The 22,949-nt window shown below is 68.9% G+C and carries 23 protein-coding genes; 8 read left to right on the forward strand and 15 right to left on the reverse strand.

All coding sequences use genetic code 11. From position 1 onward, the window contains the following. Positions 1 to 35: 35 nt before the first annotated feature. From PQI23_RS12485 to PQI23_RS12510, 6 genes are read right to left on the reverse strand one after another with little or no spacing between them, the layout of a single operon-like run. Entirely contained in the window at positions 36 to 884 is an 849-nt protein-coding gene (locus PQI23_RS12485) for an ABC transporter ATP-binding protein (RefSeq protein ID WP_339975012.1), read from the reverse strand. Beyond that, positions 881 to 1,675, reverse strand: a complete 795-nt coding sequence (locus tag PQI23_RS12490) for an ABC transporter ATP-binding protein (RefSeq protein ID WP_339975014.1) — start codon at positions 1,673 to 1,675, stop codon at positions 881 to 883. The genes PQI23_RS12485 and PQI23_RS12490 overlap by 4 nt, the downstream gene beginning before the upstream one ends. Positions 1,676 to 1,680: 5 nt before the next feature. Then, the gene (locus tag PQI23_RS12495) at positions 1,681 to 2,529 is read right to left on the reverse strand and encodes an ABC transporter permease (RefSeq protein WP_339975016.1); all 849 of its coding nucleotides are present in this window, start codon (positions 2,527 to 2,529) and stop codon (positions 1,681 to 1,683) included. Next, positions 2,526 to 3,476 (reverse strand): ABC transporter permease, encoded by a 951-nt coding sequence (locus PQI23_RS12500; RefSeq protein WP_339975018.1) that lies wholly within the window; start codon positions 3,474 to 3,476, stop codon positions 2,526 to 2,528. The genes PQI23_RS12495 and PQI23_RS12500 overlap by 4 nt, the downstream gene beginning before the upstream one ends. A gap of 5 nt (positions 3,477 to 3,481) precedes the next feature. Beyond that, the gene (locus tag PQI23_RS12505) at positions 3,482 to 5,128 is read right to left on the reverse strand and encodes an ABC transporter substrate-binding protein (protein ID WP_339975020.1); all 1,647 of its coding nucleotides are present in this window, start codon (positions 5,126 to 5,128) and stop codon (positions 3,482 to 3,484) included. 21 nt (positions 5,129 to 5,149) lie between these two features. Then, complete coding sequence (locus tag PQI23_RS12510; protein ID WP_339975022.1) at positions 5,150 to 6,364, reverse strand: C45 family peptidase; 1,215 nt, start codon at positions 6,362 to 6,364, stop codon at positions 5,150 to 5,152. 121 nt (positions 6,365 to 6,485) lie between these two features. Between PQI23_RS12510 and PQI23_RS12515 the strand changes: the two genes are divergently transcribed. Further along, positions 6,486 to 7,373 carry a MurR/RpiR family transcriptional regulator gene (locus tag PQI23_RS12515; RefSeq protein WP_339975024.1) on the forward strand — a complete coding sequence of 296 codons (888 nt, stop codon included), beginning with the start codon at positions 6,486 to 6,488 and terminating at the stop codon, positions 7,371 to 7,373. Between the two features lie 23 nt (positions 7,374 to 7,396). On the opposite strand, the gene PQI23_RS12520 is transcribed toward PQI23_RS12515, so the two are convergent. Both PQI23_RS12520 and PQI23_RS12525 read right to left on the reverse strand, forming a co-directional pair. Then, entirely contained in the window at positions 7,397 to 9,568 is a 2,172-nt protein-coding gene (locus PQI23_RS12520) for an ATP-dependent Clp protease ATP-binding subunit (protein ID WP_339975026.1), read from the reverse strand. Between the two features lie 111 nt (positions 9,569 to 9,679). Next, on the reverse strand, positions 9,680 to 10,321 hold the full coding sequence (locus PQI23_RS12525) for a TMEM175 family protein (RefSeq protein ID WP_339975028.1): 642 nt from the start codon (positions 10,319 to 10,321) through the stop codon (positions 9,680 to 9,682). Positions 10,322 to 10,437: 116 nt separating this feature from the next. Between PQI23_RS12525 and ddaH the strand changes: the two genes are divergently transcribed. Next, on the forward strand, positions 10,438 to 11,208 hold the full coding sequence (ddaH, locus tag PQI23_RS12530; RefSeq protein WP_339975030.1) for a dimethylargininase: 771 nt from the start codon (positions 10,438 to 10,440) through the stop codon (positions 11,206 to 11,208). A 2-nt stretch (positions 11,209 to 11,210) separates the two neighbouring features. Next, entirely contained in the window at positions 11,211 to 11,630 is a 420-nt protein-coding gene (locus PQI23_RS12535) for a DoxX family protein (protein WP_339975032.1), read from the forward strand. 46 nt (positions 11,631 to 11,676) lie between these two features. On the opposite strand, the gene PQI23_RS12540 is transcribed toward PQI23_RS12535, so the two are convergent. From PQI23_RS12540 to PQI23_RS12555, 4 genes are read right to left on the reverse strand one after another with little or no spacing between them, the layout of a single operon-like run. After that, entirely contained in the window at positions 11,677 to 12,468 is a 792-nt protein-coding gene (locus PQI23_RS12540; RefSeq protein WP_339975034.1) for an IclR family transcriptional regulator domain-containing protein, read from the reverse strand. A gap of 53 nt (positions 12,469 to 12,521) precedes the next feature. After that, the gene (locus tag PQI23_RS12545) at positions 12,522 to 13,691 is read right to left on the reverse strand and encodes a thiolase family protein (protein ID WP_339975036.1); all 1,170 of its coding nucleotides are present in this window, start codon (positions 13,689 to 13,691) and stop codon (positions 12,522 to 12,524) included. Continuing rightward, entirely contained in the window at positions 13,688 to 14,347 is a 660-nt protein-coding gene (locus PQI23_RS12550; RefSeq protein ID WP_339975038.1) for a 3-oxoacid CoA-transferase subunit B, read from the reverse strand. The genes PQI23_RS12545 and PQI23_RS12550 overlap by 4 nt, the downstream gene beginning before the upstream one ends. Next, positions 14,344 to 15,090 (reverse strand): 3-oxoacid CoA-transferase subunit A, encoded by a 747-nt coding sequence (locus PQI23_RS12555; RefSeq protein WP_339975040.1) that lies wholly within the window; start codon positions 15,088 to 15,090, stop codon positions 14,344 to 14,346. The genes PQI23_RS12550 and PQI23_RS12555 overlap by 4 nt, the downstream gene beginning before the upstream one ends. 114 nt (positions 15,091 to 15,204) lie before the next feature. On the opposite strand from PQI23_RS12555, the gene PQI23_RS12560 reads away from it, so the two are divergent. From PQI23_RS12560 to PQI23_RS12580, 5 genes are all read left to right on the forward strand, one after another. Next, positions 15,205 to 15,978, forward strand: a complete 774-nt coding sequence (locus tag PQI23_RS12560; RefSeq protein WP_339975042.1) for an SDR family NAD(P)-dependent oxidoreductase — start codon at positions 15,205 to 15,207, stop codon at positions 15,976 to 15,978. 83 nt (positions 15,979 to 16,061) lie between these two features. Beyond that, entirely contained in the window at positions 16,062 to 17,075 is a 1,014-nt protein-coding gene (locus PQI23_RS12565) for an aldo/keto reductase family protein (protein ID WP_339975044.1), read from the forward strand. Between the two features lie 119 nt (positions 17,076 to 17,194). After that, positions 17,195 to 18,436, forward strand: a complete 1,242-nt coding sequence (locus PQI23_RS12570) for a flavin-dependent oxidoreductase (RefSeq protein WP_339975046.1) — start codon at positions 17,195 to 17,197, stop codon at positions 18,434 to 18,436. 3 nt (positions 18,437 to 18,439) lie between these two features. Next, entirely contained in the window at positions 18,440 to 18,943 is a 504-nt protein-coding gene (locus PQI23_RS12575) for a MarR family winged helix-turn-helix transcriptional regulator (protein WP_339975048.1), read from the forward strand. Continuing rightward, positions 18,940 to 19,428, forward strand: coding sequence for a DUF3237 domain-containing protein (locus tag PQI23_RS12580; protein ID WP_339975050.1), 489 nt, complete (start codon positions 18,940 to 18,942; stop codon positions 19,426 to 19,428). The genes PQI23_RS12575 and PQI23_RS12580 overlap by 4 nt, the downstream gene beginning before the upstream one ends. A gap of 40 nt (positions 19,429 to 19,468) precedes the next feature. Here PQI23_RS12580 and PQI23_RS12585 read toward each other — a convergent pair whose 3' ends face one another. From PQI23_RS12585 to PQI23_RS12595, 3 genes are all read right to left on the reverse strand, one after another. Continuing rightward, on the reverse strand, positions 19,469 to 20,575 hold the full coding sequence (locus PQI23_RS12585) for an FUSC family protein (RefSeq protein WP_339975052.1): 1,107 nt from the start codon (positions 20,573 to 20,575) through the stop codon (positions 19,469 to 19,471). Between the two features lie 110 nt (positions 20,576 to 20,685). Beyond that, complete coding sequence (gene ppgK / locus PQI23_RS12590; RefSeq protein WP_339975054.1) at positions 20,686 to 21,498, reverse strand: polyphosphate--glucose phosphotransferase; 813 nt, start codon at positions 21,496 to 21,498, stop codon at positions 20,686 to 20,688. A 34-nt stretch (positions 21,499 to 21,532) separates the two neighbouring features. Further along, positions 21,533 to 22,705, reverse strand: coding sequence for an acetyl-CoA C-acyltransferase (locus PQI23_RS12595; RefSeq protein WP_339975056.1), 1,173 nt, complete (start codon positions 22,703 to 22,705; stop codon positions 21,533 to 21,535). Between the last annotated feature and the right edge of the window lie 244 nt (positions 22,706 to 22,949).

Raw genomic sequence — 22,949 nt, forward strand, 5'->3', positions numbered from 1 at the left:
GGGCGCACGCCCGTACGGCGTCCGCCCCATACGCGTCACTCCTCTGACAGCACCGCCATGCGTTGTGTGAACGTCATGCGATCGCGCACCACGCGCTCCGGATCCCAATCGGCGCCGGGAGTGGACGCGATGAGGAGTTGCGTATACGGGTGCTGCGAGTCCTCGAGCACCTGCTCGGTGACGCCCTGCTCCACGATCGCCCCGCGAAACAGCACGAGCGTGCGCTGGCACAGCTGCTGCACCACGGCGAGATCGTGGCTCACGAAGAGGTAGCTGACCCCGGAATCCCGCTGAATCTCGGCCAGCAGATCGAGCACCTGAGCCTGGACCGAGACGTCGAGAGCGGAGACCGCTTCATCGAGCACGACCAGTTTCGGTTGCACGGCGAGCGCGCGGGCGATCGCCGCCCGCTGACGTTGGCCACCTGAGAGCTCGTGCGGCTTCGCTGCCGCGTGACGTTCGCTCAACCGCACTTGATCGAGGAGCCGCAGCGCCTCGGCACGCGCGGCGACCGCCGAAGCTGAACGTCCATGCATCCGGAGCGTGCGCTGCAGCATCTCACCGATCGGCAACCGCCGGTCCAGCGACCCGTTCGGATCCTGGAAGACCATCTGCACCGCCCGTGCTCGACGCAGTCGCGCGGCGCGACCGCGAGCGGGGGACAGGCAGTCGAGACCTTCGATGGTGGCCGTGCCGGAATCGGCGCGTTCCAGCCCCACGAGAATCCTCGCGATCGTCGATTTGCCCGATCCCGACTCGCCGACGAGCCCCACCGCTTCTCCGGCGCCGATGCTGAACGAGACTCGGTTCACGGCCGTCACGCCCTCGGTGCGGCGGGCCATGCGGAATACTCGATGCAGGGCATCGACTTCGACGAGACTCATGAGCGCCCCTTCCGAGCGAGAGCGGGCGCAGACTCGATGAGCGTGCGCGTGTACGGGTGCGATGCAGCGTCGAACAGACCGGGACGCTGCAGCGTTTCGACGATCTCTCCGCGCTGCAGCACGTGGATCCGGTCGCAGATCGCTCCTGCGAGATGCAGGTCGTGCGTGATGAAGAGCATGCCGAGCCCGCGTTCGCGGATCTGGCGTTGGAACATCGCGATGATCTCGGCCTGCGTCGTCACATCGAGCGCGCTCGTTGCCTCGTCGGCGAGGATGAGCTTCGGATCCGTGCTCAGCGCTCCCGCGATGACGACGCGCTGCAGCATTCCGCCCGAGAGTTCGTGCGGGTACTGCCGCATCCGGCGTTCAGGGTGCGTGAGTCCGACCTCGGTGAGCAGCGACAGGATGCGCTGGTCGGCTTCGGCCCGACGCATTCCGTGCACCTTGACCAGTCGCTCGGCGAGCGAATCCCCGATGCGGCGCACTGGGTTGAGCGCCGCTCGCGGATCCTGCTGCACGAGCGCGACCGATGACGCCCGCACGCGACGCTGCTCCGTCGCATCCGCCTGCACCATGTCGACGCCATCCAGCAGAATGCGGCCGTAGATCTCCGCCTCGTCGCCGTAGAGCCGGAGCGCGGCGCGCACCGTCGTCGACTTGCCCGACCCGGATTCACCGACGAGCCCGATGAGCTCGCCGGGTGCTATGTCCACGTCGATGCCGGTGAGAATATGAGCTGGAGTGTCGCCCGCGACGAACGAGAGGTGCAGCTGTTCGATTTCCAAGAGCATGCGGCTCACCCTTTCGCGAGCAGTCGGTCGGCGACACGCACGCCGATGATGTTGACGGCGATCACTACGAGGGCGATGGCGGCGCCGGGGATGAGCGTGGGCAGGAAGTGACCCTGGATGATGCCCGCCTGCCCTTCTTGGACCATCAGCCCCCACTCCGAGCTGGGCGGCTGCGCACCGAACCCGAGGAAGCTGAGCGTTGCGAGACTCATGAGCGCTTCCCCGAAGAGCACGACGAGGTAGCCGACGAGCGCTGGGAGCAGATTCGGCACGATGGCGCGGAGGCAGATGCTGATCCCGCCCATGCCCTGTACCCGGTAGGCGTCCACGTACGGGCGCGCGATCTCGCTCAGGGCGAGGCTGCGAGTGTACTTCGCGATCACAGGAGCGTACGCGAGGGCGAGGGCGAAGATCGCCGTCACCGGCCCTTTGCCGAAAACGGCGATGACCAGCACAACGAAGAGTAGGCCGGGGAAGGCGAACATGACATCGGTGATGCGGGCGAGGAGCGTGTCGACCCAGCCGCCCCGCCACGCGGCGACTACACCGATGGTGACGCCGAGCACCGTGGCCAGCACCAAGAGGAGTATCGGCCCGATGAGCGTCTCACCGGCCCCGATGAGCAGACGGGAGAACAGGTCGCGCCCGAGCTGGTCGGTGCCGAGCAGGTGACCGCCACCTGGCCCGGCCCAGATCGCGGCGAAGTCGATTTCGTCGGCGTCGTAGGGAGTGAGTACGGGGCCGAGCAGAGCGGCCAAGGCCACGAGCGCGAGAAGAGCTGCGGAGACCCACGTGCCGAGCGCAGTGCTGCGCCGTCGTTTGCTCTGCAGTCGCGGAAGAATCAGTGCGGTCATGCGGACACCGCCGTTCGATTGATGCGAGGGTCGAGCACGGGCAGCAGCAGGTCGACGATCGTCGTCACGACCATGTACGCGATGACCATGAAGAGCAGCACGGACTGCACGACGGGGAAGTCATGGGTGTTGATCGCGTCGACGAGCAGCGAGCCGACGCCTGAGATGCCGAAGACGGTCTCCACCGCTACCGTCCCCGCAATCATGCTGGCGATGACGAGCGCGACCATCGTGATGATCGGCCCCCACGAGCCGCGCAGCACGTGGTCTCGCACGATGAAGCGCTCCGCGAGTCCCGTCGCCCGTGCCGCCTCGACGTGCTCCGACGAAAGCTGCTCGATCATCGACTGGCGGGTGACGCGGCTCACGATGGCGAGTGCGCCGATCGCGAGCGTGAGGGCGGGCAGCGTGAGCGCCCAGACGCGTTCGACACCGCCCGATCCCGCTCCCGCGACCGGGAACCAGCGCAGTTGCACGGCGAAGAGCGCCACCAGCGCGATGCCGAGCACGAACGATGGGATGCTCGCGGCAAGGGTCGTACCGCCGACGATCGCGGTATCAATGGGCTTTCCGCGGCGCACCGCGGCGAGCACGCCGAGCCCGATACCGCCGATGGCGAGCAGGATCGACGCGTACGCGACGAGCGAGAGCGTGATCGGCACGCGCGCGGCGAGGATTTCGCCGACCGGCTGGTGATATTGGAACGAGCGGCCGAAGTCGCCGGTGACGACGCCCGACGCCCAGTGCCAGTACTGCGCGAGCAGCGGCTCGTCGAGGTGGTACTGGGCTCGAACGCTCGCGATGCGTTCTGGGGTGAGGTTCTCAGGATTGCCGATGAGGAAGGTGACGGGATCGCCCGGCGCCGCGTACATCGCGGCGAAGATGATGAAGGAGGCGATCACGAGGGTCAGCAGCATGCCGCCGACCCGTCGCAGGGCGCGGACCATCAGGATCAGCCCTCCGCCGTTCCGAGGTCGGCGGCCCACGGGTAGTAGATGAAGGCCGCCGAGGACGGTACTCCGGTCACCGCGTCAGACATCACCAGCGTGGATGGCGTGGCGACGACCGGAATCCAAACGGCGTTCTCGACCCATCGTTGCTGCAGGTCGATGGTGAGCTCGGCGCGCTCGGCATCGTCGGTCGCGGCGTACGCCTCGTCGACGATCCGGTCGTACTCGGGATCCTGAAAGACGCCGAAGTTCACGCTCGCATCCGATTTGCCGTTCTTGTAGAAGCCGAGCGGGTCGTTCTTCGAGATGTAGTACTCGTCAGGCCAGAGATCTGCTTGGCCTCGGAGCTCCGCGTCGGAGTAGAAGTCGCCGTACTGCGCCTGCGGCACCACGAGGATCTCCGCCTCGAGCCCGATGCTCTTCGCCGCGGCGACCAGGGCGTTGGCGATCACATTATGCGAGGAGGACCCGTTCGATGCGATGACGACCTGTTCGCCTGCGACGCCAGCGTCAGTGATGAGCTGCTCGGCCTGCGCGAGATCACCTGCATCGGGTTTGGCGGGCGCGCCGTCGAGCTCGTCGAACGCCGCTTTGAACGCCTCGACCTCGTACCCCCAGGCTCCTGCACCCACCGGGGTCTTCCACGGTTGCGCCAATCCACCGAAGGCCGCGGCTGCGATGCCCTCACGGTCGAGGGCGAGGGAGAGCGCCCTTCGCACATCGGTTTCGGTCAAGATCCCTCGGTCGGTCGTCTCGAGCACCCACGCGTTCGTCGAGGGCCCCTGGAAGACCGAGACGTCGGCGCTCTGCGCGAAGGCGGCAGCCGATCCGGCGTTCTCCAGGTACGCGCCCTGCGCTTCTCCTGCCGTGAGGCTGTTGGCGATAGCCGATTCGTCTGCCCAGCGGAAGACGACCTGCTCGGCGCTCGCATCGATGTCGGTGTTCCAGTATCCGTCGAACTTCTCGATCGTGAGCTGGGATCCCGGCTCCCACGCGGTGATCTGGTAGGGGCCGCTGCACGCTGAAGCGGAGCCGGGTCCGCCGAAGTCATCGCCCTCGGCCTCGATCACGCGTGGATTCCACACGATCCCGCCGTCGCCGGCCATCGCTTGCAGGAAAATCGCGTCTGGCTGCGTCATCGTCACCGTGATCTGGTCGTCACTGGTCTGCTCCATCGAAACGACGTTCTGATATTCGTCGGATTCCGCTGCGCCCTCTGCAGCATGTCGCTGCATGCTCCAGAGCACGTCGCCGGTCGAGACCTGGCTCCCGTCGTGGAAGGTCGCATCCTGTCGGATCGTGAACACGACGTGCGTGTCATCGACCCACTCCGCTTCGGACGCGATGCCGTTGCCGAGCGTCAGATCGGGCTGCACCTGCATGAGCCGGTCGCAGACGTTCGCGAGCACGGTGTCGTCGGCGGTGGTGGCGTCGATGTCGGAATCCATGGTGGTGGGCTCGCTGCCCAGCATCCAGGTGACGGAATCAATCGGGCCCGCCGCGGCGGGCGTCGTGTCGCCGAAAGGGGCTTCGAGCGGAGCTGATTCAGCGGAGGATTCGCCCGAGCCCGAGCAACCGGTCAGCGCGAGCGCGGCAGCCGCGCTCAGCCCGAGGGCCACGCGGGTTCCCATTTGCAGTGATTTCTTCATTGAAATGTCTCCTTCTCAGCGTCAGTGCTGGTCTACAGCGATGTGGTGCATGCGGAATTCGGGCGTCTCGTCGTGCTCCGAGCCACCGGGCCCGTCGTACAGGTTCCAGGGAAGCAGTTCGTACTCGGTCTCGCACGGGAAGCCGGGCGCCACACGGTACTCACCGGTGGTGAGGTCGACGCAACTCGACAGCAGCGTCGACCACTGCTTCAGGCGGGGGGAGCTCGGGTCGGGGTGCGTGCAGACACCCTCGGGGTATCCGAGGTGATCCGACATCGCCGCACGCACGAGTGCCAGGCTCTCGTCGGCGTCTCGCGCCGTGGCCACGCGGTCGAGGCCAGCTTCCACCCGCGGCAGGCGCAGCAGTGAATCAGCAGAAACGGGTCGGTAGTGCCCGGCGAGCTGGGGCGGCACCGAGGCCTGGAAATGGTTGGTATGCGCGATCACGCCCTGCGCGTCGGGGAAGATCCAGTCGACGCCGTGCGGCGTGGTCTCGAGGTCGATCCCGTATCCGCTCTGGTGGGCGAGCAGGGCGTTACTCGCGATGTGGGGGCGCGTCTTCACCAGTATCTTCAATGCGGCTGCGAGGTCGTGCCGGTCAAGCGCGAGGCGGCGGATGATCGTCTGCGGGAGGCCGATCTCGCTGCCGAAACTACCGCCGAGGCCGTTGGCGTTCAGCGCGATCCCTGCGGAGTTCGCGCCGTGCCGACCGACTTGGCCTGCTTCGAGCTGCATGATGACGGTGGGCAAGGGATCCTGCACGATGCGGAGCACGAGGGTGGTGCCAGCGGTCAGCGTGCGCCAGTCCCAGTTCTGGCCGACGAGTGTGTGCCCGGTTCCACTCGCCTGCCCGGTGAGGAAGAACGACGTGCAGCCGTCGACAGCGTCACGTTCGTCGTCGGCCGTTGCGGACACCGCGCTGCGCGCCTGATGGTCGTAGACGAACTCTCCGCGCACATTGAGCGTCACGATCTCGAGGAAGGAGACGCCCGCCCCTTCCGCGATGCCTCGCATCTCCTCGACCAAGTGGGGTGCCAACCGCTCCGATACCGGCAGCCACTGGGCCGCGGATGCGGTGATCTCGGCCCAGGTCATCCCGGTCTGCTGCGTGAGCGCTTCCGAGTAGTATCCGACGGCTGCTGCGATGAGGTCGCTCGCTCCGGCTCCGTACTGGCGGCCGCGTTCACGCGGCGTTCCGCTCACCTCCAGCACTCGAATGCCGGTTGCTGCGCCCATCCTGACCCCTTATCCGACCACCGTTCTCCGGCGATCCCGCTTGCGCTCTCCCGCTCCCGGGAGAATGATGAGTGGAACATCCATTACGGAATTACCATCTTTAGGACAGAACAATACATCAATGGAACCGTTTGTAACAAGTGATACGGAGAACCGGGCACTGATGCGCCTCAGGGAACGCATCGCGGAGCGCTGGGATGGCCTCGCCAAATCGGAGCGCGCGGTGAGTCGCGTACTCACCGCGATGTCGGCGGAGCGGCTGCTTTATGCAAGCGCCGCCGAACTCGGTGCTCAGAGCAAGACCTCGAACGCGTCGGTTGTGCGGACACTGCAGACGCTCGGCTATGCCGGCCTCTCGGAGCTCAAGCAGGAGGTCGCGGCACCCTTCAGCTCCAGCGTCGCGCCCGAGATCAGACTCCGCAGCCGCCTCGAGCACCTCGGGCAGGACCTCGGCCAGATCCAGCGCGAAATCTGGAGCGAGGCGCAGGATCTGGTGGCACTCGCAAGCCGTGCGAACAGCGACGCCCAGTACTCGACCGCGGTCAACCTCATCGTGCACGCTGACGCCGTGTTCTGCTACGGGCTTGGCGCGTCGGGCATCGCAGCTGACCACCTCGCTCTGCGCCTGCGCCGTATCGGGGTCGGCACGCGGAGACTCGCGACCGACGGTTTCAGGCTCGCCGACGAGGCGATGAGCCTCGGCTCGCGCGATCTGCTGGTGATCTTCGCACCGGGACGCGTCACGCGCGACATCGAGGCTCTGCTCGACCAGGCTCAACTCGTGGGAGCCAACGTGCTTCTCATCACGGACGAGCTGCACGAGCAGCTCGGAGCACGCGTCACCGCAGCGCTCACCGCGCCGCACACTCCGACGGGCCTCACCGCGGAGGGCATCGCCGGTATTCTCACGGGCGACGTGCTCGTACAGGGCGTCTCCGCCGTCGGCCCGGACACTGCGCTCCGCTCTTCCCAGGCCCTCAACGATCTGCGGGGGCGCCTCGGTTATTGAGACGCCCCGCAGATCAACGTACCTTACGCCCCCGGCATCACCGAGAGCTCCAGCGCGTCGCCATCGCTCGCCACATCGACGCGCACGGCCGAACCGTCGCGCACCTCGCCCGACAGGATCGCGCGGGCGAGCCGATCGTCGATCTCCTTCTGCATGAGCCGTCGCAGCGGGCGCGCCCCGTAGATCGGGTCGTAGCCGCGCGATGCGAGCCAGCTGCGCGCATCCGGGGTGACCGCGAGCGTGAGGCGCCGATCCGCCAGGCGCACCTGCAGCCGGTCGATGGAGAGCTCCACGATCTGCGCCAGGTCGGCCTCGCTGAGCGGGTGGAAGATCACCATCTCGTCGAGGCGGTTGATGAACTCCGGCTTGAACGCGCGCCGCACGGTCTCCCGCACGGCGCTCTCCTTCTCGCCCCACGCCATGTCGGGGTCGATCAGGTACTGGCTGCCGAGATTCGAGGTGAGGATCAGGATGACGTTGCGGAAGTCGACCGTGCGGCCCTGCCCGTCGGTCAGGCGCCCGTCGTCGAGCACCTGCAGCAGCACGTCGAAGACCTCGGGATGCGCCTTCTCGACCTCGTCGAGCAGCACGACCGAGTAAGGCCGGCGACGCACGGTCTCGGTGAGCTGGCCGCCCTGCTCGTACCCGACGTATCCGGGAGGAGCGCCGACGAGCCGTGAGACGGAGTGCTTCTCCCCGTACTCCGACATGTCGATGCGCACCATGGCGTGCTCGTCGTCGAAGAGGAACTCGGCGAGCGCCTTCGCGAGCTCGGTCTTCCCGACGCCCGTCGGCCCGAGGAAGAGGAATGAGCCGGTCGGGCGATTCGGGTCGGCGATCCCGGCGCGCGTGCGGCGCACCGCGTCGGCGACCGCGCGCACCGCGTCGCCCTGGCCGATGAGTCGCTTCGCGAGTTCGTGCTCGAGAGCGAGCAGCTTCTCGGTCTCGCCCTGCAGCAGACGGCCGACGGGGATGCCCGTCCACGCCGCGACGACGCCCGCGATGTCTTCGTCTGTGACCTGATCGTTGACCATGCGGTCCTCGTCGCCCACGGCTCCCTGCGCCTCGGCGTCCTCCGCCTCCGTCAGCTGCTTCTGAATGACCGGGATCTCTCCGTACAGCAGCTTGGACGCCTTCTCGAGCTTGCCCTCGCGCTGCGCGACCTCGGCCTCCATCCGCAGCTGGTCGAGCTTCTCGCGCAGGGCGCCCACGCGGTTCAGGGAGTCGCGCTCCCGCTCCCATCGCGCCTCGAGCGCGTCCAGTTCAGTGCGCTTCGCCGCGAGGTCGTCGCGCAGTTTCGCGAGGCGCTCCTTCGAGGCGTCGTCCTTCTCCTTCTTGAGGGCGAGCTCTTCGAGCTTCAGGCGATCCACCGCGCGCCGCAGCTCGTCGATCTCGACGGGTGCCGAGTCGATCTCCATGCGCAGCCGGCTCGCCGCCTCGTCGATCAGGTCGATCGCCTTGTCGGGCAGCTGGCGCGCGGTGATGTACCGGTCGGAGAGCGCGGCCGCGGCGACGAGCGCCGAATCCGCGATGGTCACCTTGTGGTGCGCCTCGTACCGCTCCTTCAGCCCGCGGAGGATCGCCACAGTATCGGTCACCGACGGCTCGCCCACGTAGACCTGCTGGAAGCGGCGCTCGAGCGCCGCGTCCTTCTCGATGTACTCGCGGTACTCGTCGAGCGTGGTCGCACCGATGAGACGCAGCTCGCCTCGGGCGAGCATCGGCTTGAGCATCTGCGACGCCGCCACCGACGATTCGCCGCCACCGGCACCCATCAGCGTGTGCAGCTCGTCGATGAAGGTGATGAACTTGCCGTCGGAGTCCTTGATCTCCTGCAGCACCGCCTTCATGCGCTCCTCGAACTCGCCGCGGTACTTCGCACCTGCGATGAGCGCGGAGATGTCGAGGGAGATGAGCTCCTTGTCCTTGAGCGATTCGGCGACGTCGCCCGCGATGATGCGCTGCGCGAGGCCCTCGACCACAGCAGTCTTGCCGACGCCGGGTTCGCCGATCAGCACGGGATTGTTCTTCGTGCGACGGGTGAGCACCTGGCTCACGCGACGAATCTCCGAATCTCGACCGATCACGGGGTCGAGCTTGCCGGAGCGGGCGACCTCGGTCAGGTTGACGCCGAACTGCTCGAGCGCCGACTGCTGCTCGCCTTCGCCCTGCGCGGGCGTCCAGTTTGCCTGCATCTGGGATCCTCTCTGCATCGATACCGACTGCGGGAGAATCGACCGCTGATCGGACTTTCCCGCAAACTTGAGTGAATATGACTCAAGTTTAGCGGGTCATGACCGATTGCGCTAGGGCCGCGCCCCCGCGAGCCGCGTGAGCAGACCCTGCACGGGCGCGGAGAGCAGCATCACGAGCATCGACCAGTAGCCGATTCGAGGAATCGTGAGTGTGAGCAGCAGCGCGACGCCGAACAGCAGCACGAGCGACAGGTCGAGTGCGATGCCTTCGGCCAGCGATTTCCGGGTCGCACTGTGCAGAGCGGGGTGCGCTCGGATGAACAAGCGGATGAGCAAGGACGCCAGGGCGGTGAGGATCAGGCTGCCGATGTAGAGCGTTCTGGCAACCCGATCGCCGTCATCCATGCGCCCGGCGATCGCCGTGGCCACGGGAAGCCACACGATCGTGAGCATCCAGGCCGCGAGCAGCCACATGACCGAAGACGTGACGCGATCGACGTCGGCGAAGAGTCGATGGTGGATCATCCAGAACAGCGCGATCAGCACGAAGCTCAGCACGAAGCTCAGCAATTGACCCGAATGCGCGCTGAGCCAGGTCAGGGCGTCATCACCGTTTCCCGCGACCTCGCCGACGCTCTCCATGAGCGGCAGAATCAGGAGCGTGAGCGCGATCGCGACGACGCCGTCGACGAACGCGGTGACGCGAGCGGCGGCGTACGCGGTCTGCTCCCTGGGTGCGGCGTCGGCTGCCATGGGGTCAGTGTAAGCGCGACATGCCCTCATGCGCAGCGGTTTTCCGGCGCCCCGCGGTCTCGACCGGCCCGATAGCCTGGTACCGACCCGTATCCGACCCCGAAGGAATGCCATTCATGTCCAAGATCGCCCTCGTGCGCCAGCCCAGCCCCAGACTCGACGACGGAATCGTCGACCACATCGAGAAGGTGACGGTCGATCTCGAGCGCGCGCTCGAGGAGTGGCACGGCTATGTCGCGGCGCTGCGCGCGCACGGATGGGAGACGATCGAGGTCGAGGCGGCCGACGACTGCCCGGATTCCGTGTTCGTCGAGGACACGGTGGTGATGTTCCGCAACGTCGCCGTGATCTCGCGCCCCGGCGCCGACAGCCGCAAGCCCGAGACCGCGGGCACCCGTAAGGCGCTCGAGGAGCTCGGCCTCCCCATCGCCGAGATTCGCGAGCCCGGCACACTCGACGGCGGCGACGTGCTCAAGATCGGCGATACGGTCTACGTGGGCCGCGGCGGACGCACGAACGCCGAGGGCGTCGCGCAGCTGCGCCGCATCCTGGCCCCGTTGGGGGCGAAGGTCGTCGGCGTCCCGGTCACGAAGGTGCTGCACCTCAAGACCGCGGTCACCGCACTCCCCGACGGCACGGTGATCGGCTACCCCGACTTCGTCGACAACTCCGACATCTTCGACCGGTTCCTGCCGGTACCGGAGCCGCACGGCACCGCGGTCGTGTGTCTGAGCGAGTCGGAGCTCATCATCTCCGCCTCCGCTCCGAAGACCGCCGAGATGCTGCGCGATCTCGGGTACACGGTGACCGAGGTCGCGCTCGCGGAGTACGAGAAGCTCGAGGGCTGCCCCACCTGCCTCTCCGTACGCGTTCGCAACGCCCACTGATCATGTCCGCGCCGCAGCCCGCCACCCCGCTCCAGCACGTCGCGCGCGTCCTCCTGGGCGCGGCACTGCTCTTCGCCGGGATCGCGCACCTGACATTCGCGCGCCGCGAGTTCCAGGCTCAGGTACCGGATTGGGTGCCGGCCGACAAGGACTTCGTGGTCGTGGCCTCGGGCGTCGTCGAGATCACCCTCGGCGGCGCGGTCGCCGTGCTGGGCCGGTTCCGCGTGCCGATCGGATGGGTGGTCGCCGCCTTCTTCGTCGCGGTGTTCCCAGGCAACATCTCGCAGTTCGTCACCCGCACCGACGCGTTCGGTCTTGAGAGCGACGCGGCGCGCGGGATCCGCCTGGTCTTCCAGCCGCTCCTCGTGCTGTGGGCGCTCTGGTCGTGCGGCGCATTCCAGGCGATGCGCCGCGGCCGCTGAACGCGAAGGTCGTCGCACGCTCGGTCGGCTTGCGCAGGAGGAGCCCTCAGACGTGCCGCAGATCCTCCGTGATCGCGGCGGTCGTCTCGAGCAGGCGCGGCACGTGCTCATCGCGCAGCCGAGCGAGTGACTCCCGACTCGCGCTCGTCGAAACATTGACCGCTGCCGCGACGGAGCCATCCCGTCGGCGCACCGGAGCAGCGGCCGAGCGCAGCCCGATCTCCAGCTCTCCGTCGACGATCGCCCACCCGTCTTCGCGCACGCGCCCGAGTTCGGCGCGGAGGCAGTCGGCGTCGATCACCGTGCGCTCGGTGAGCGCCTCCATCGGCGCCCGTGCCAGCACCTCGTCGCGCTGCACCTCCGGCAGCGCGGCGAGCAGCACTCGGCCCATGCTCGTGGCGTGCGCGGGGAAGCGCGTGCCGATGGTGATGCCGATGGTCATGATGCGTCGCGTCGGAACACGGGCCACGTAGACGATCTCATCTCCGGCGAGCACCGCAGCCGACACCGACTCGCCGGTCTCGCGCGACAGACGCTCGAGATGGGGTTGCATCACCTCGGGAAGCGAGAGCGCGGAGAGATAGCTGAAGCCGAGCTCGAGCACTCGGGGCGTCAGCGCGAAGGTGCGTCCATCGGAGCGCACATATCCGAGGGTCTCGAGCGTGCGCAGAAAGCGTCGTGCCGCGGCTGCCGGTATCCCTGCGCGCCGTGAGACCTCGCTGAGACTGAGCTCGGGGTATTCGGCATCGAAGGCTCGAATCACGGCGAGACCGCGCGCGAGGGACTGCACGAAGTCGCCGCTCGCAGCCTCGCCCAAGGGTTCTGAGTGCGCGTTCACGCGCCCACACTACCGGCAGGGGGCGCGGCGCGGCGCCTCCGCTCCAGCACTCCTCACCGTTCGAGCACGACGGCGAGGCCCTGCCCCACTCCGATGCAGATCGCGACCACGGCGACGCCCCCTCCGCGACGCCGCAGCTCATGCGCGGCGTGCCCGATGATCCGCCCGCCCGAGGCGCCGAGCGGGTGCCCGATCGCCAGGGCGCCGCCGTGCACGTTGAGCCGCTCGGGGTCGAGTTCGGGCCACCCCGCGAGGCAGGCGAGCGATTGCGACGCGAAGGCCTCGTTCAGCTCGACGAAATCGACATCCGCCCAGCTCCGTCCGGATCGCACGAGCGCCCGATTCGCCGCCTCGATCGGGGCGATGGGAAAGCGATCGGGGTCGACGCCGTGCGTGGCACGGCCCGCGATACGAGCGAGAGGTTCGGAGGCGACCGCGCCTTCGCCCGCGACGAGTACCGCCGAAGCCCCATCGTTGATCGACGAGGAGTTGCCCGCGGTCACGGTCCCGTCCACCGCGAAGAGCGGGCGGAGCGCCGCGAGCTTCTCGGGGGTCGAACCGTCGCGGATCCCCTCGTCGCGCGCGAGCTCGGCGCCCGGCACCTGCACGATCTCGTCGGCGAACACCCCGGCGGCCCAGGCCGATGCGGCCCGCTCGTGCGAACGCGCCGCGAAGGCGTCCTGGTCTTCGCGCGTAATGCCCCACTCGCGCGCGATCTGCTCGGCGGATTCGCCGTTCGAGATGCTCCAGTGCGATGGGAGCGCCGGGTTGATCATGCGCCAGCCGATCGAGGTGTTCCACATGGTCGGGTTGCCAGTGGCCGGCCACGGCCTGGGCGACTTCTCGACGACGAAGGGCGCGCGGCTCATCGACTCGACTCCGCCGGCGAGCACGATGTCGGCTTCGCCCGACTCGACCGCACGTGCGGCCTGCACCACCGCTTCGACCGACGAGGCGCAGAGCCGGTTGACGGTCGTACCCGTGACTGTGGTGGGGAACCCCGCGAGCAGCGCACCGAAGCGCGCGACGTTGCGGTTGTCCTCGCCCGCCTGGTTCGCGTCGCCGAAGATGACGTCGTCGATGCGCGCGGGGTCGATCCGCGCCCGTTCCGCGCTCGTGCGCATGACGACCGCGGCGAGATCGTCGGGGCGCACGCTCGCGAGTGCTCCCCCTGCGCGGCCGAATGGCGTTCGCACCGCGTCGTAGATGTAGGCTCCGGTCATGATCGCCCTTCCGCGGTCGCATCGATCAGGCGCAGGCCGGTCGACTCCTCGAGACCCTCGACCGAGTGCTCGCCGAACAGCTCGCGCACCGCGAAACCGTCCTCAGTCACGTCGAAGACCGCGTGATCGGTGTACACGCGCGATACGCACCCGGCGCCCGTCAGCGAATACGAGCAGGCCTCGACGAGCTTCGACTCCCCCTGCTTCGTCAGCAGATCGGTCATCACGTACACGTGCTTCGCGCCGATCGCGAGGTCCATCGCACCGCCGACAGCCGGGATGGCGCCGGGCGCTCCGGTCGACCAGTTGGCGAGGTCGCCGTTCGCCGCGACCTGGAACGCGCCGAGCACGCACACGTCGAGGTGACCGCCGCGCATCATCGCGAAGGAGTCTGCGTGATGGAAGTACGAGGCGCCGGCGACGGCGGTGACCGCTTGCTTGCCGGCATTGATGAGATCCGGATCGACGCGGCCCAGGGCCGGGGCGCGTCCCATGCCGAGCATTCCGTTCTCGGTGTGCAGAATGATCTCCGCGCCCTCGGGCAGATAGTCGGCGACGAGGGTGGGGGCGCCGATGCCGAGGTTCACGATGGACCCCTCGGGGATATCGGCGGCGATGCGCGCCGCGAGCTCCTGCCGAGTGACGCGCGCGCTCATCGGGCCGCCCCCTCGAGCTGCACGGGGTCGCCCGCGAGATCGACGCCGCCGACGAAGACGCCGTCCTGCATCCAGCGGCGCTCGCCCACTGCGACCACCCGATCCACATAGATGCCGGGGGTCACGACAGCCTCGGGGTCGAGGTCGCCGAGCGGCACCACGGTGTCGACCTGAGCGATCGTCGTCTCGGCCGCCGACGCCATGATGGGGCCGAAGTTGCGCGCGGTCTCGCGGTACACGAGATTGCCCCACCGGTCGGCACTGCGCGCGCTGATCAGGGCGACGTCGGCGTGGATCGGATACTCGAGCGCGTACGTGCGGCGGCCGATCTCTCGAGTCTCCTTGCCCTCGGCGAGTTCGGTGCCGACGCCGGTCGGAGTGTAGAACGCCCCGATCCCAGCACCGGCCGCACGAATGCGCTCCGCAAGGTTGCCCTGCGGCACCAGCTCGAGCTCGATGGCGCCTTCGCGGTAGAGCGCGTCGAACACCCACGAGTCCGACTGCCTGGGGAAGGAGCAGATGATCTTGCGCACCCGCCGCTTCGCGAGCAGCGCGGCGAGGCCGACGTCGCCATTCCCCGCATTGTTGTTCACGATGGTGAGGTCGCGCGCTCCCTGCTCGATCAGCGCTTCGATCAGTTCAACCGGTTGGCCGGCTCGCCCGAATCCGCCGATCATCACCGTCGCGCCGTGCCGCACCCCTGCAACGGCGGCGGCGGGGTCTGGGAGAACCTTGTCGATCATGCGCACGGATCTTCGCACAGCGAATTCTTCTTCGTCATGCGAACATCATACTCGACGCCGGCGGGTCGCCGCACCCCCTGTTCGCGGCTGCAGAGAGGTGCCAGACTGTGCCCCATGCCTTTGACAGCACTCATCACCGGCGCCTCCACAGGACTCGGAGCGGAGCTCGCGCGGCAGATCGCCTCGAAGGGGGTGGGTCTCGTACTCGTCGCGCGCGATCGCGAGCGACTCGTGAGCCTGTCGGCCGAGCTGCGGAATCAGCACGGCGTCGAGGCCGAAGCGCTGCCTGCGGACCTCACTCGGGCCCCCGACCTCGAGCGCGTCGCCGCGCGCGTCGCCGACCCCGGGCGCCCCGTCGACATCCTCGTGAACAACGCGGGCTTCGGAGTCGCCGACGGCTTCGAGGCGAGTGAGCTCGACGACGAGCGGCGCCTGCACGAGCTGCTCTCGTGGGTGCCGCTGCATCTCTCGCACGCCGCCGTTCCGGGCATGCTCGATCGCGGGCACGGCTGGATTCTGAACGTCGCCAGCGTCGCCGCGTTCACTCCGACGGGAACGTACGGGGCCGCGAAGGCCGCGACCGTATCGCTCTCCCGCTCCCTCAACGCGCGCTACCGGCGCCGAGGCGTGCGCGTCACAGCGCTCTGCCCGGGGCTGCTCGACACCGAATTCCACGCGCGCATGGGCGAGGATCACCTGCCCCGCCTGCCCCGGATCGCGTGGGCGAGCACCGCTCGAGTTGCGCACGAGGGGATCTCCGCGGTGCGGCGGGGGCGAAGCGTCGTCGTCTCCGACTGGCGGTACCGCTTGCTGGCGCCGCTCACGCACCTGCTTCCCGACCGCCTGCTCGAACGCGCGTCGACGACGAACGACGGCGCGCTCAACTGAGGCCCTCACCGGCGCTTCGTCCGCTCCTCTCCGATTCACCCGACTCACTGCCCACGCCCGAGGAGCGGGCCTAGGCTGGGGCAATGGTCAACTATCGGTATCTCGGAAACAGCGGCTTCAAGGTCTCAGAAATCACGTTCGGCAACTGGGTGACGCACGCCTCCCAGGTCGCCGATGACGCGGCGATCAAGACCGTGCACGCGGCACTCGACGCGGGCATCACGACGTTCGACACCGCGGACACGTATGCGAACACGGCCGCGGAGGCCGTACTGGGCCGCGCACTGGACGGCCAGCGCCGCGAGGGACTCGAGATCTTCACGAAGGTCTACTTCCCGACCGGCCCCAAGGGTCCGAACGATACGGGCCTCAGCCGCAAGCACATCCTCGAGTCGATCAACGGCTCGCTCCGCCGGCTCGGCACCGACTACGTCGATCTCTACCAGGCGCACCGCTTCGATTATGAGACGCCGCTCGAGGAGACGTTCCAGGCGTTCGCCGACGTCGTGCGTCAGGGCAAGGCGCTGTACATCGGCGTCTCGGAGTGGACCGCCGAGCAGCTGCGCGAGGGGCACCGGCTCGCTCGCGAGTTCGGCGTGCAGCTGATCTCGAACCAGCCGCAGTACTCGATGCTGCACCGCGTGATCGAGGGCAAGGTCGTGCCGGCGTCGGAGGAGCTCGGCATCTCCCAGATCGTCTGGTCGCCGATGGCGCAGGGCGTGCTCTCGGGTAAGTACCTGCCCGGTCAGCCCGTACCCTCGGGCTCGCGCGCAACGGATGGCAAGAGCGGCGCGGAGTTCATGCAGAAGTTCCTCGACGACCGCATCCTCGAGGCAGTGCAGAGCCTGAAGCCGATCGCGGAGGAGGCGGGCCTCACGATGCCGCAGCTCGCCATCGCGTGGGTGCTGCAGAACCCAAACGTCGCCGCCGCCCTGGTCGGCGCCTCGCGCCCGGAGCAGCTCGCCGATACCGTGAAGGCCTCGGGCGTCGTGCTCGATTCCGATACGCTCGCGGCGATCGACAGCGCCCTCGGCGACATCCCGAATCGCGACGCCGAGGACACCTACCGGGTGTCGCCGAAGACCCGCCTGGTCTGATCCGCCACCTCCCCGGGCAGTGCGGGAGGGCACGAGCCGATGCGCTTGCGCCCTCCCGTCCGCCATGTTAGTTTTGCCACAAAACTACCGGGGAGCGTCCCCGCGAACGGGAGTGATCAATGAAGATCGTCATCATCGGCGCCGGCATCGGCGGCCTGCTCACCGCGCTCAGCCTGCACGACGCGGGCCTCACCGACATCGAGGTGTACGAGCGCTCGGCCGAGATCCGCGGTCTCGGCGTCGGCATCAACCTGCTCCCCCACGCGGTCCGCGAACTCACCGAACTCGGCATCGTCGACGACATCTCAGCCCTCGGCGTCGAGCCCACGACGCTCGCCTACTTCAACCGCCACGGCCAGCCGATCTGGGAGGAGCCGCGGGGGCTCGCAGCGGGCTACTCCTGGCCGCAGCTCTCCGTGCACCGGGGCCGCCTGCAGCTCGCCCTCCGCGATCTCGTCGAGCAGCGCGTCGGCGACGTGATCCGCACCGGGCATCGGGTCGTGTCGGTGGACGACCGTGCGGACGGCAGCACCGCGCACTTCGACGCTGCGGGTGGCCGCGTCGCCGTCGAAGCCGATGTCGTGATCGCCGCCGACGGCATCCACTCCGCCGTGCGCGCGGAGCGCTACCCGGAGGAGGGCGCACCCCCGTGGAGCGGTCTCACCCTGTGGCGCGGCGTCGCCACCGCAGAGCCGTTCCTCGACGGCCGCACGATGGTGATGGTCGGCGACGGCGAGCAGAAGTTCGTCGCCTACCCGCTCGGGCCCGTCGGGCCGGATGGTCGCATGCCCATCAACTTCATCGCCGAGAAGCGCGGGGCAGGATCCGGTCAGGTGGACTGGAACCACCCCATCGACCCGAAGCCGATCGTCGACCTCTTCCGGGAATGGTCGTTCGACTGGATCGACATCCCCGGGCTCATCGCGAGCGCCGACGAGATCCTCGAGTACCCGATGGTGGATCGCGACGCCCTTCCGCAGTGGACGTTCGGGCGGACGACGCTCCTGGGCGACGCGGCGCACGCCATGTACCCCAACGGCTCGAACGGCGGCTCGCAGGCGACCCTCGACGCGCGCACCCTCGCGTTCCACCTCGCGACAGCGGCCTCGCCCGAGGAGGGATTGCGCGCCTACGAGGCCGATCGGCGCCCCGCCACTGCGGCACTGCTCGAGCAGACGCGCCAGGCGGGCCCCGAGAAGGTGATGGTGCTCGCCGCGGAACGCGCGCCCGAGGGCTTCGCCCACATCCACGACGTGATCGGACCGGACGAACTGGAGGAGGTCGCGACGGCGTACAAGAAGGCCGCGGGATTCCACCCCGGGTCGCTGAACGAACGCGCGTCGCTGACGGTCGATCGCTGAGCAATGGCTGACCCCGTCGACCCCGCGCGCCTCGCCGGCGTCATCTCACCCCTGCGACGAGCCCTCCTCACCGCCGCGCGGGCTGCAGGCGACCTGCCCGAGATCCCGGATTCGCAGATCCAGGTCATCCGCGCGCTGCCCGACGGCGCCGCGCTCGCGCCCAGCGACCTCGCGGAGGCGTTGCACCTCGAGCGGTCCACCGTCAGCAACCTGCTCGCGTCCATGCAGCGCGCGGGCCTCATCGAACGGCGGCCCGACGCCGCTGACGGACGACGCGTGCTCATCTCCACCTCGGAGCGCGCCCGGGCGCTGTTCAGCGAGTACGACCTGGCGAGCACGCGCATCCTCGGCGATGCGCTGACGACGCTGCCGCCGAGAGATCTCCACTCGATCGAGAGCGCCCTGCCCGCGCTCGAACGGCTGCTCGTCGCTCTCCTCTCCGAGCGACAGCCGGAGCACCCCGTACACCCCCATCCCACGCACGATCGAACCTCGGAGCAATCATGACCAGTCACGCAGCCTCATCGCACTCGGCGCTTCCCACCCCGGGCCTCGAGCACGTGTTCGACGTCTCCGTCGCGCTCGGCGCGATCGAGGATCACGGCCGCACCCGTGCCGGCCACCGCAGGATCATCCCGATTCTCGGAGGCGCGATCACAGGCGAGGTGAACGCCGAGATTCTTGCCGGCGGCGCGGATTGGCAGATCGTGCGCACCGACGGATCGATCGAGATCGACGGCCGCTACTCGGCGCGCACCGCTGACGGGGAGCTGCTCTACCTGCAGGCGTCGGGGGTGCGCAGCGGCGAACCGCACGTGCTCGAGTCGCTGCTCAAGGGCGAGTCGGTCGACCCCTCCGAGTACTACTTCCGCACGGTCGTCACCATCGAGACCTCCGCGCCGGCACTCGCCCATCTCGAGCGCTCGCTGTATCTCGCCGTCGCCGAACGCACCGCCGACTCGGTGCGGTACGCGACCTACCGCTTCGTGTAGCCGCCCTCGAGAGGAGCCGCCGGATCTCGCGAACGCCGGTTCACTCCGGGCGATCCTGCATCACCCGACGGTGCAGCAGCGCCGTGATCACCGCGATCACCGACCCGATGAGGGTGTCGAGCACGCGCTCGGCAGCGGCGCCCATGAGGTCGCCCCCGCCGGCGGCCGCCCCCGTGATCAGCAGCACGAGCGGCGTGATGAACACGAGCGCGAGGGCGTAGTTGCGCACCACGACCAGCTCGATGATGAACTGCAGGCTCGTGAGCAGCAGCACCAGCGCGAAGGGGAACGCGCCGAGCGGTGCGATGGCGAGGTACAGGCCGGCGCCCACGAGAGTGCCGACGGTGCGATGCAACCCGCGCGCGAGCGAGTGCCGGCGCACGGCGCTCAGGCCGATCACGGCCACGCCCGCGGAGACCGTCCAGTACGCGCGGTGCGGGTCGATCCAGAGCATGGTGATGGCGGTGCCCACGACGGAGACGATGAGAATGCGCAGGATCAGCCGCCGCTCGCCCGGCCCCAGCCACGGGCCTGGAAGCAGCTCGCTCAGCGGCCGCACCGGCTTCCCACGCTCGACTCCGCGCAGCAACGGCGCGAGCGCGAGCAGATAGGAGAACAGCGCTCCGCCTGCGAGCGCCGCGATGAGCACCAGCGGCGAATTCACCCGCTGCCCGTCGACGACAGCGGTGATGTTGCCGGCGAGCCCGTAGCTCAGCACGAAGAACACGGGGCCGGGCGGCCCGAGCCGGAAGGCGAACGACAGCGCCGAGGTCGCTCCCGCAACGATGACGAGACCGATGCCCAGCAGCACCGGCCACGGCGACAGCGCAGCGCCGAGTGCCGCCGAAGCGATGAGCGCGAGCGCTACGAATGGGAGCACCTTGGCCCGCTCAGCGGCGGCGGAACTCGCGGCGAAGAGCGCGACGAAGGCCCCGGCGGCGGTCTGCAGCCCGATTCCCTCGTACCCCAGCGCCGTCAAGACGCCGAATGGCACGCCGATCGAGAGCGCCGCGCGCACCGCGATCCAGAGCCTCGGCCCCGGGCCGGCCGGCATTTCGACGAGGCTGCGCACCGCCTTGATCACGGCGGTGGGCGGCGTGCGACGACCGGGTTCGGCGAGATCGCCGTCACCGATCGCTTCCGCCATGCTCGCCCTCCCTCCGCTCGCGCCCCGTCCATTCTTCCAGGTGCGCTGCGCACGGGTGACCGGTCCGACGTCGTCCCAGGCGCGCCCCGTACCGGCCTCGACCGGGATGGTTACGGTGCGGAGTTGCTCGATCCGGGATCGATCGCCTCGGCCGCGAGTCGTGCCGCCCCGATGATGCCCGCGTTGTTGCGCAGCCGCGCGGGCACGACGGGCACCGTGACACCCGGGAACGGCAGGTAGCTGTCGGAGGCCTTGCTGATGCTGCCGCCGAGCACGAAGCGGTCGGGGTTCAGAATCTTCTCCAGGTGGCCGATGTAGCGGGAGACGCGAGACGCCCACTCCTCCAGAGTGATCCCCTCGCGCTCGATCACCTTCGCGGCGGTGTGCCGCTCGATCGACGTGAACCCGTCGAGCTCCAGATGGCCGAGCTCGAAGTTCGGCACGAGCACGCCGTCGGCGACGAGCGCGGATCCGATGCCGGTGCCGAAGGTGAGCACGAGGGTCACGCCGGGGAGCCCGCTGACCTCGCCGAAGGCGACCTCCGCGATGCCGGCCGCATCGGCGTCGTTGACCACGGTGCAGGGCGCTTCGACGGCGGCCGAGAGCAGCGCGTGCGCGTCGGTGCCGATCCAGCTGAGGTCGATGTTCGCTGCCGTGCGCATGACGCCGTCGCGCACCACGCCGGGAAGCGTGACGCCGACGGGGAGCGTTTCAGGGTGCGCGAACCCGTTCGCTGCGAGCTCGGCGCGGATCTCCGCGGCCATCAGGCCGACGGCACGGGCGATATCGGCCGGAGCGCCGCCAGCGGGGGTCGCGACCTTATGCCGAGAGGTGAGCTTGTCGCCGGTCGTCACATCGATCGCGGCGCCCTTGATCCCCGTACCGCCGACGTCGATGCCGATGGCTGCGTGCTGCACTCCCATAGCGGCGAGTGTATCGGCAGCGATGGGGCGCTCGCTAGACAGCGCGGAGCACGACCGCGCTGCCCTGCCCGCCGCCGCCGCAGATGCCGACGGCGCCGAGCGATCCGCTCCCCTGCTCCACGAGCTGACGAGCGAGCGTGCCGACGATGCGGGCCCCGGAAGCCCCGATGGGATGGCCGAGCGCGATCGCGCCGCCGTGCGGATTCACGAGCGCCGGATCGAGCCCGAGCTCGCGGCTCGACTGCACGCCGACGGCGGCGAACGCCTCGTTGATCTCGACGACGGCGAGGTCGGCCGCGGTGATGCCGCTCGTCTTCGCCAGCGCGGCTTCGATCGCTCGCGCGGGCTGCGAGTGCAGATGCGTGTCGGGCCCGGCGACGAACGCGGTCGACTCGACCCAGGCCATCGCCGTGAGCCCGAGGCGCTCGGCCGCCGCCTCGCTCACGATCACGAGCGCCGCGGCGCCGTCGGTGATCTGCGAGGCGTTGCCCGCGGTGATCGTGCCCTCCTTCGAGAAGGCCGGGCGCAGGCCCGCGAGCGTTTCGGGCGTGGTCTCGGCGCGCACGCCGTCGTCACTGGCGACCACTGCGTCACCCTTGCGGGAGGTGACGGTGAAGGGTTCGATCTCTCCGGCGAGGAAGTCGGCCGAGGCGGCGGCGCGCTGGTGGGAGGCCGCGGCGAAGGCGTCCTGCTCCTCGCGCGTCAGCCCGAGCGGCGCATTGCCCGTCTCGGTGAGCGCACCCATCGCGACCTGGTCGAACGCGTCCGACAGCCCGTCGCGGTCGACGGTGTCGACGAGCGTCGCGTCACCGTACTTCGTCCCTGCGCGCAGCGGCAGCACGTGCGGCGCGAGCGACATCGACTCCTGGCCCGCCGCGACCACGATCTCGGCCTCGCCACTGTTGATGAGACGGACCGCCTGGGAGACGGCCTCGGCACCCGAGAGGCACACCGCGTTCAGCGTGACGGCGGGCACCTCGAGCGGGATTCCGGCTCCCACCGCGGTCTGTCTCGCCGGATTCTGACCGGCGCCCGCCTGCAGCACCTGGCCGACCACGACCGCGTCGACGTCGGAAGGCGCGACACCGGCGCGCGCGAGCGCCGCTCGAACGGCGTGGGCTCCCAGCACGGTCGCGGGCTGCGCGGCCAACTGCCCGGTGAAGCGGGCGAACGGGGTGCGGGCGTATCCCGCGATGAGTGCGGACATCGGCTGACTCCTCGGTGGTGGACTGCACCCATCATGCCGCATGGGCGGCGTGGCGAGGAGTGCGGAACTGCACGGGCGAGTCGCGGTTCGGTGTGCAGGGCGGGCACCGGCGGATCGACTCTGATGTCGGTTTTCTGACGGGCGCGTTCGCCCGGTGTGTTCGGCCCGTTCGGGGTCATGAATGTCGGTGGCTGCATGTTGACTGGGGGCATGTTCTCCTTCTCGTTCGGTTCCGCCCCGGCGC

The sequence above is a fragment of the Leucobacter sp. USCH14 genome, from assembly GCF_037619215.1.
Classification (GTDB): domain Bacteria; phylum Actinomycetota; class Actinomycetes; order Actinomycetales; family Microbacteriaceae; genus Leucobacter.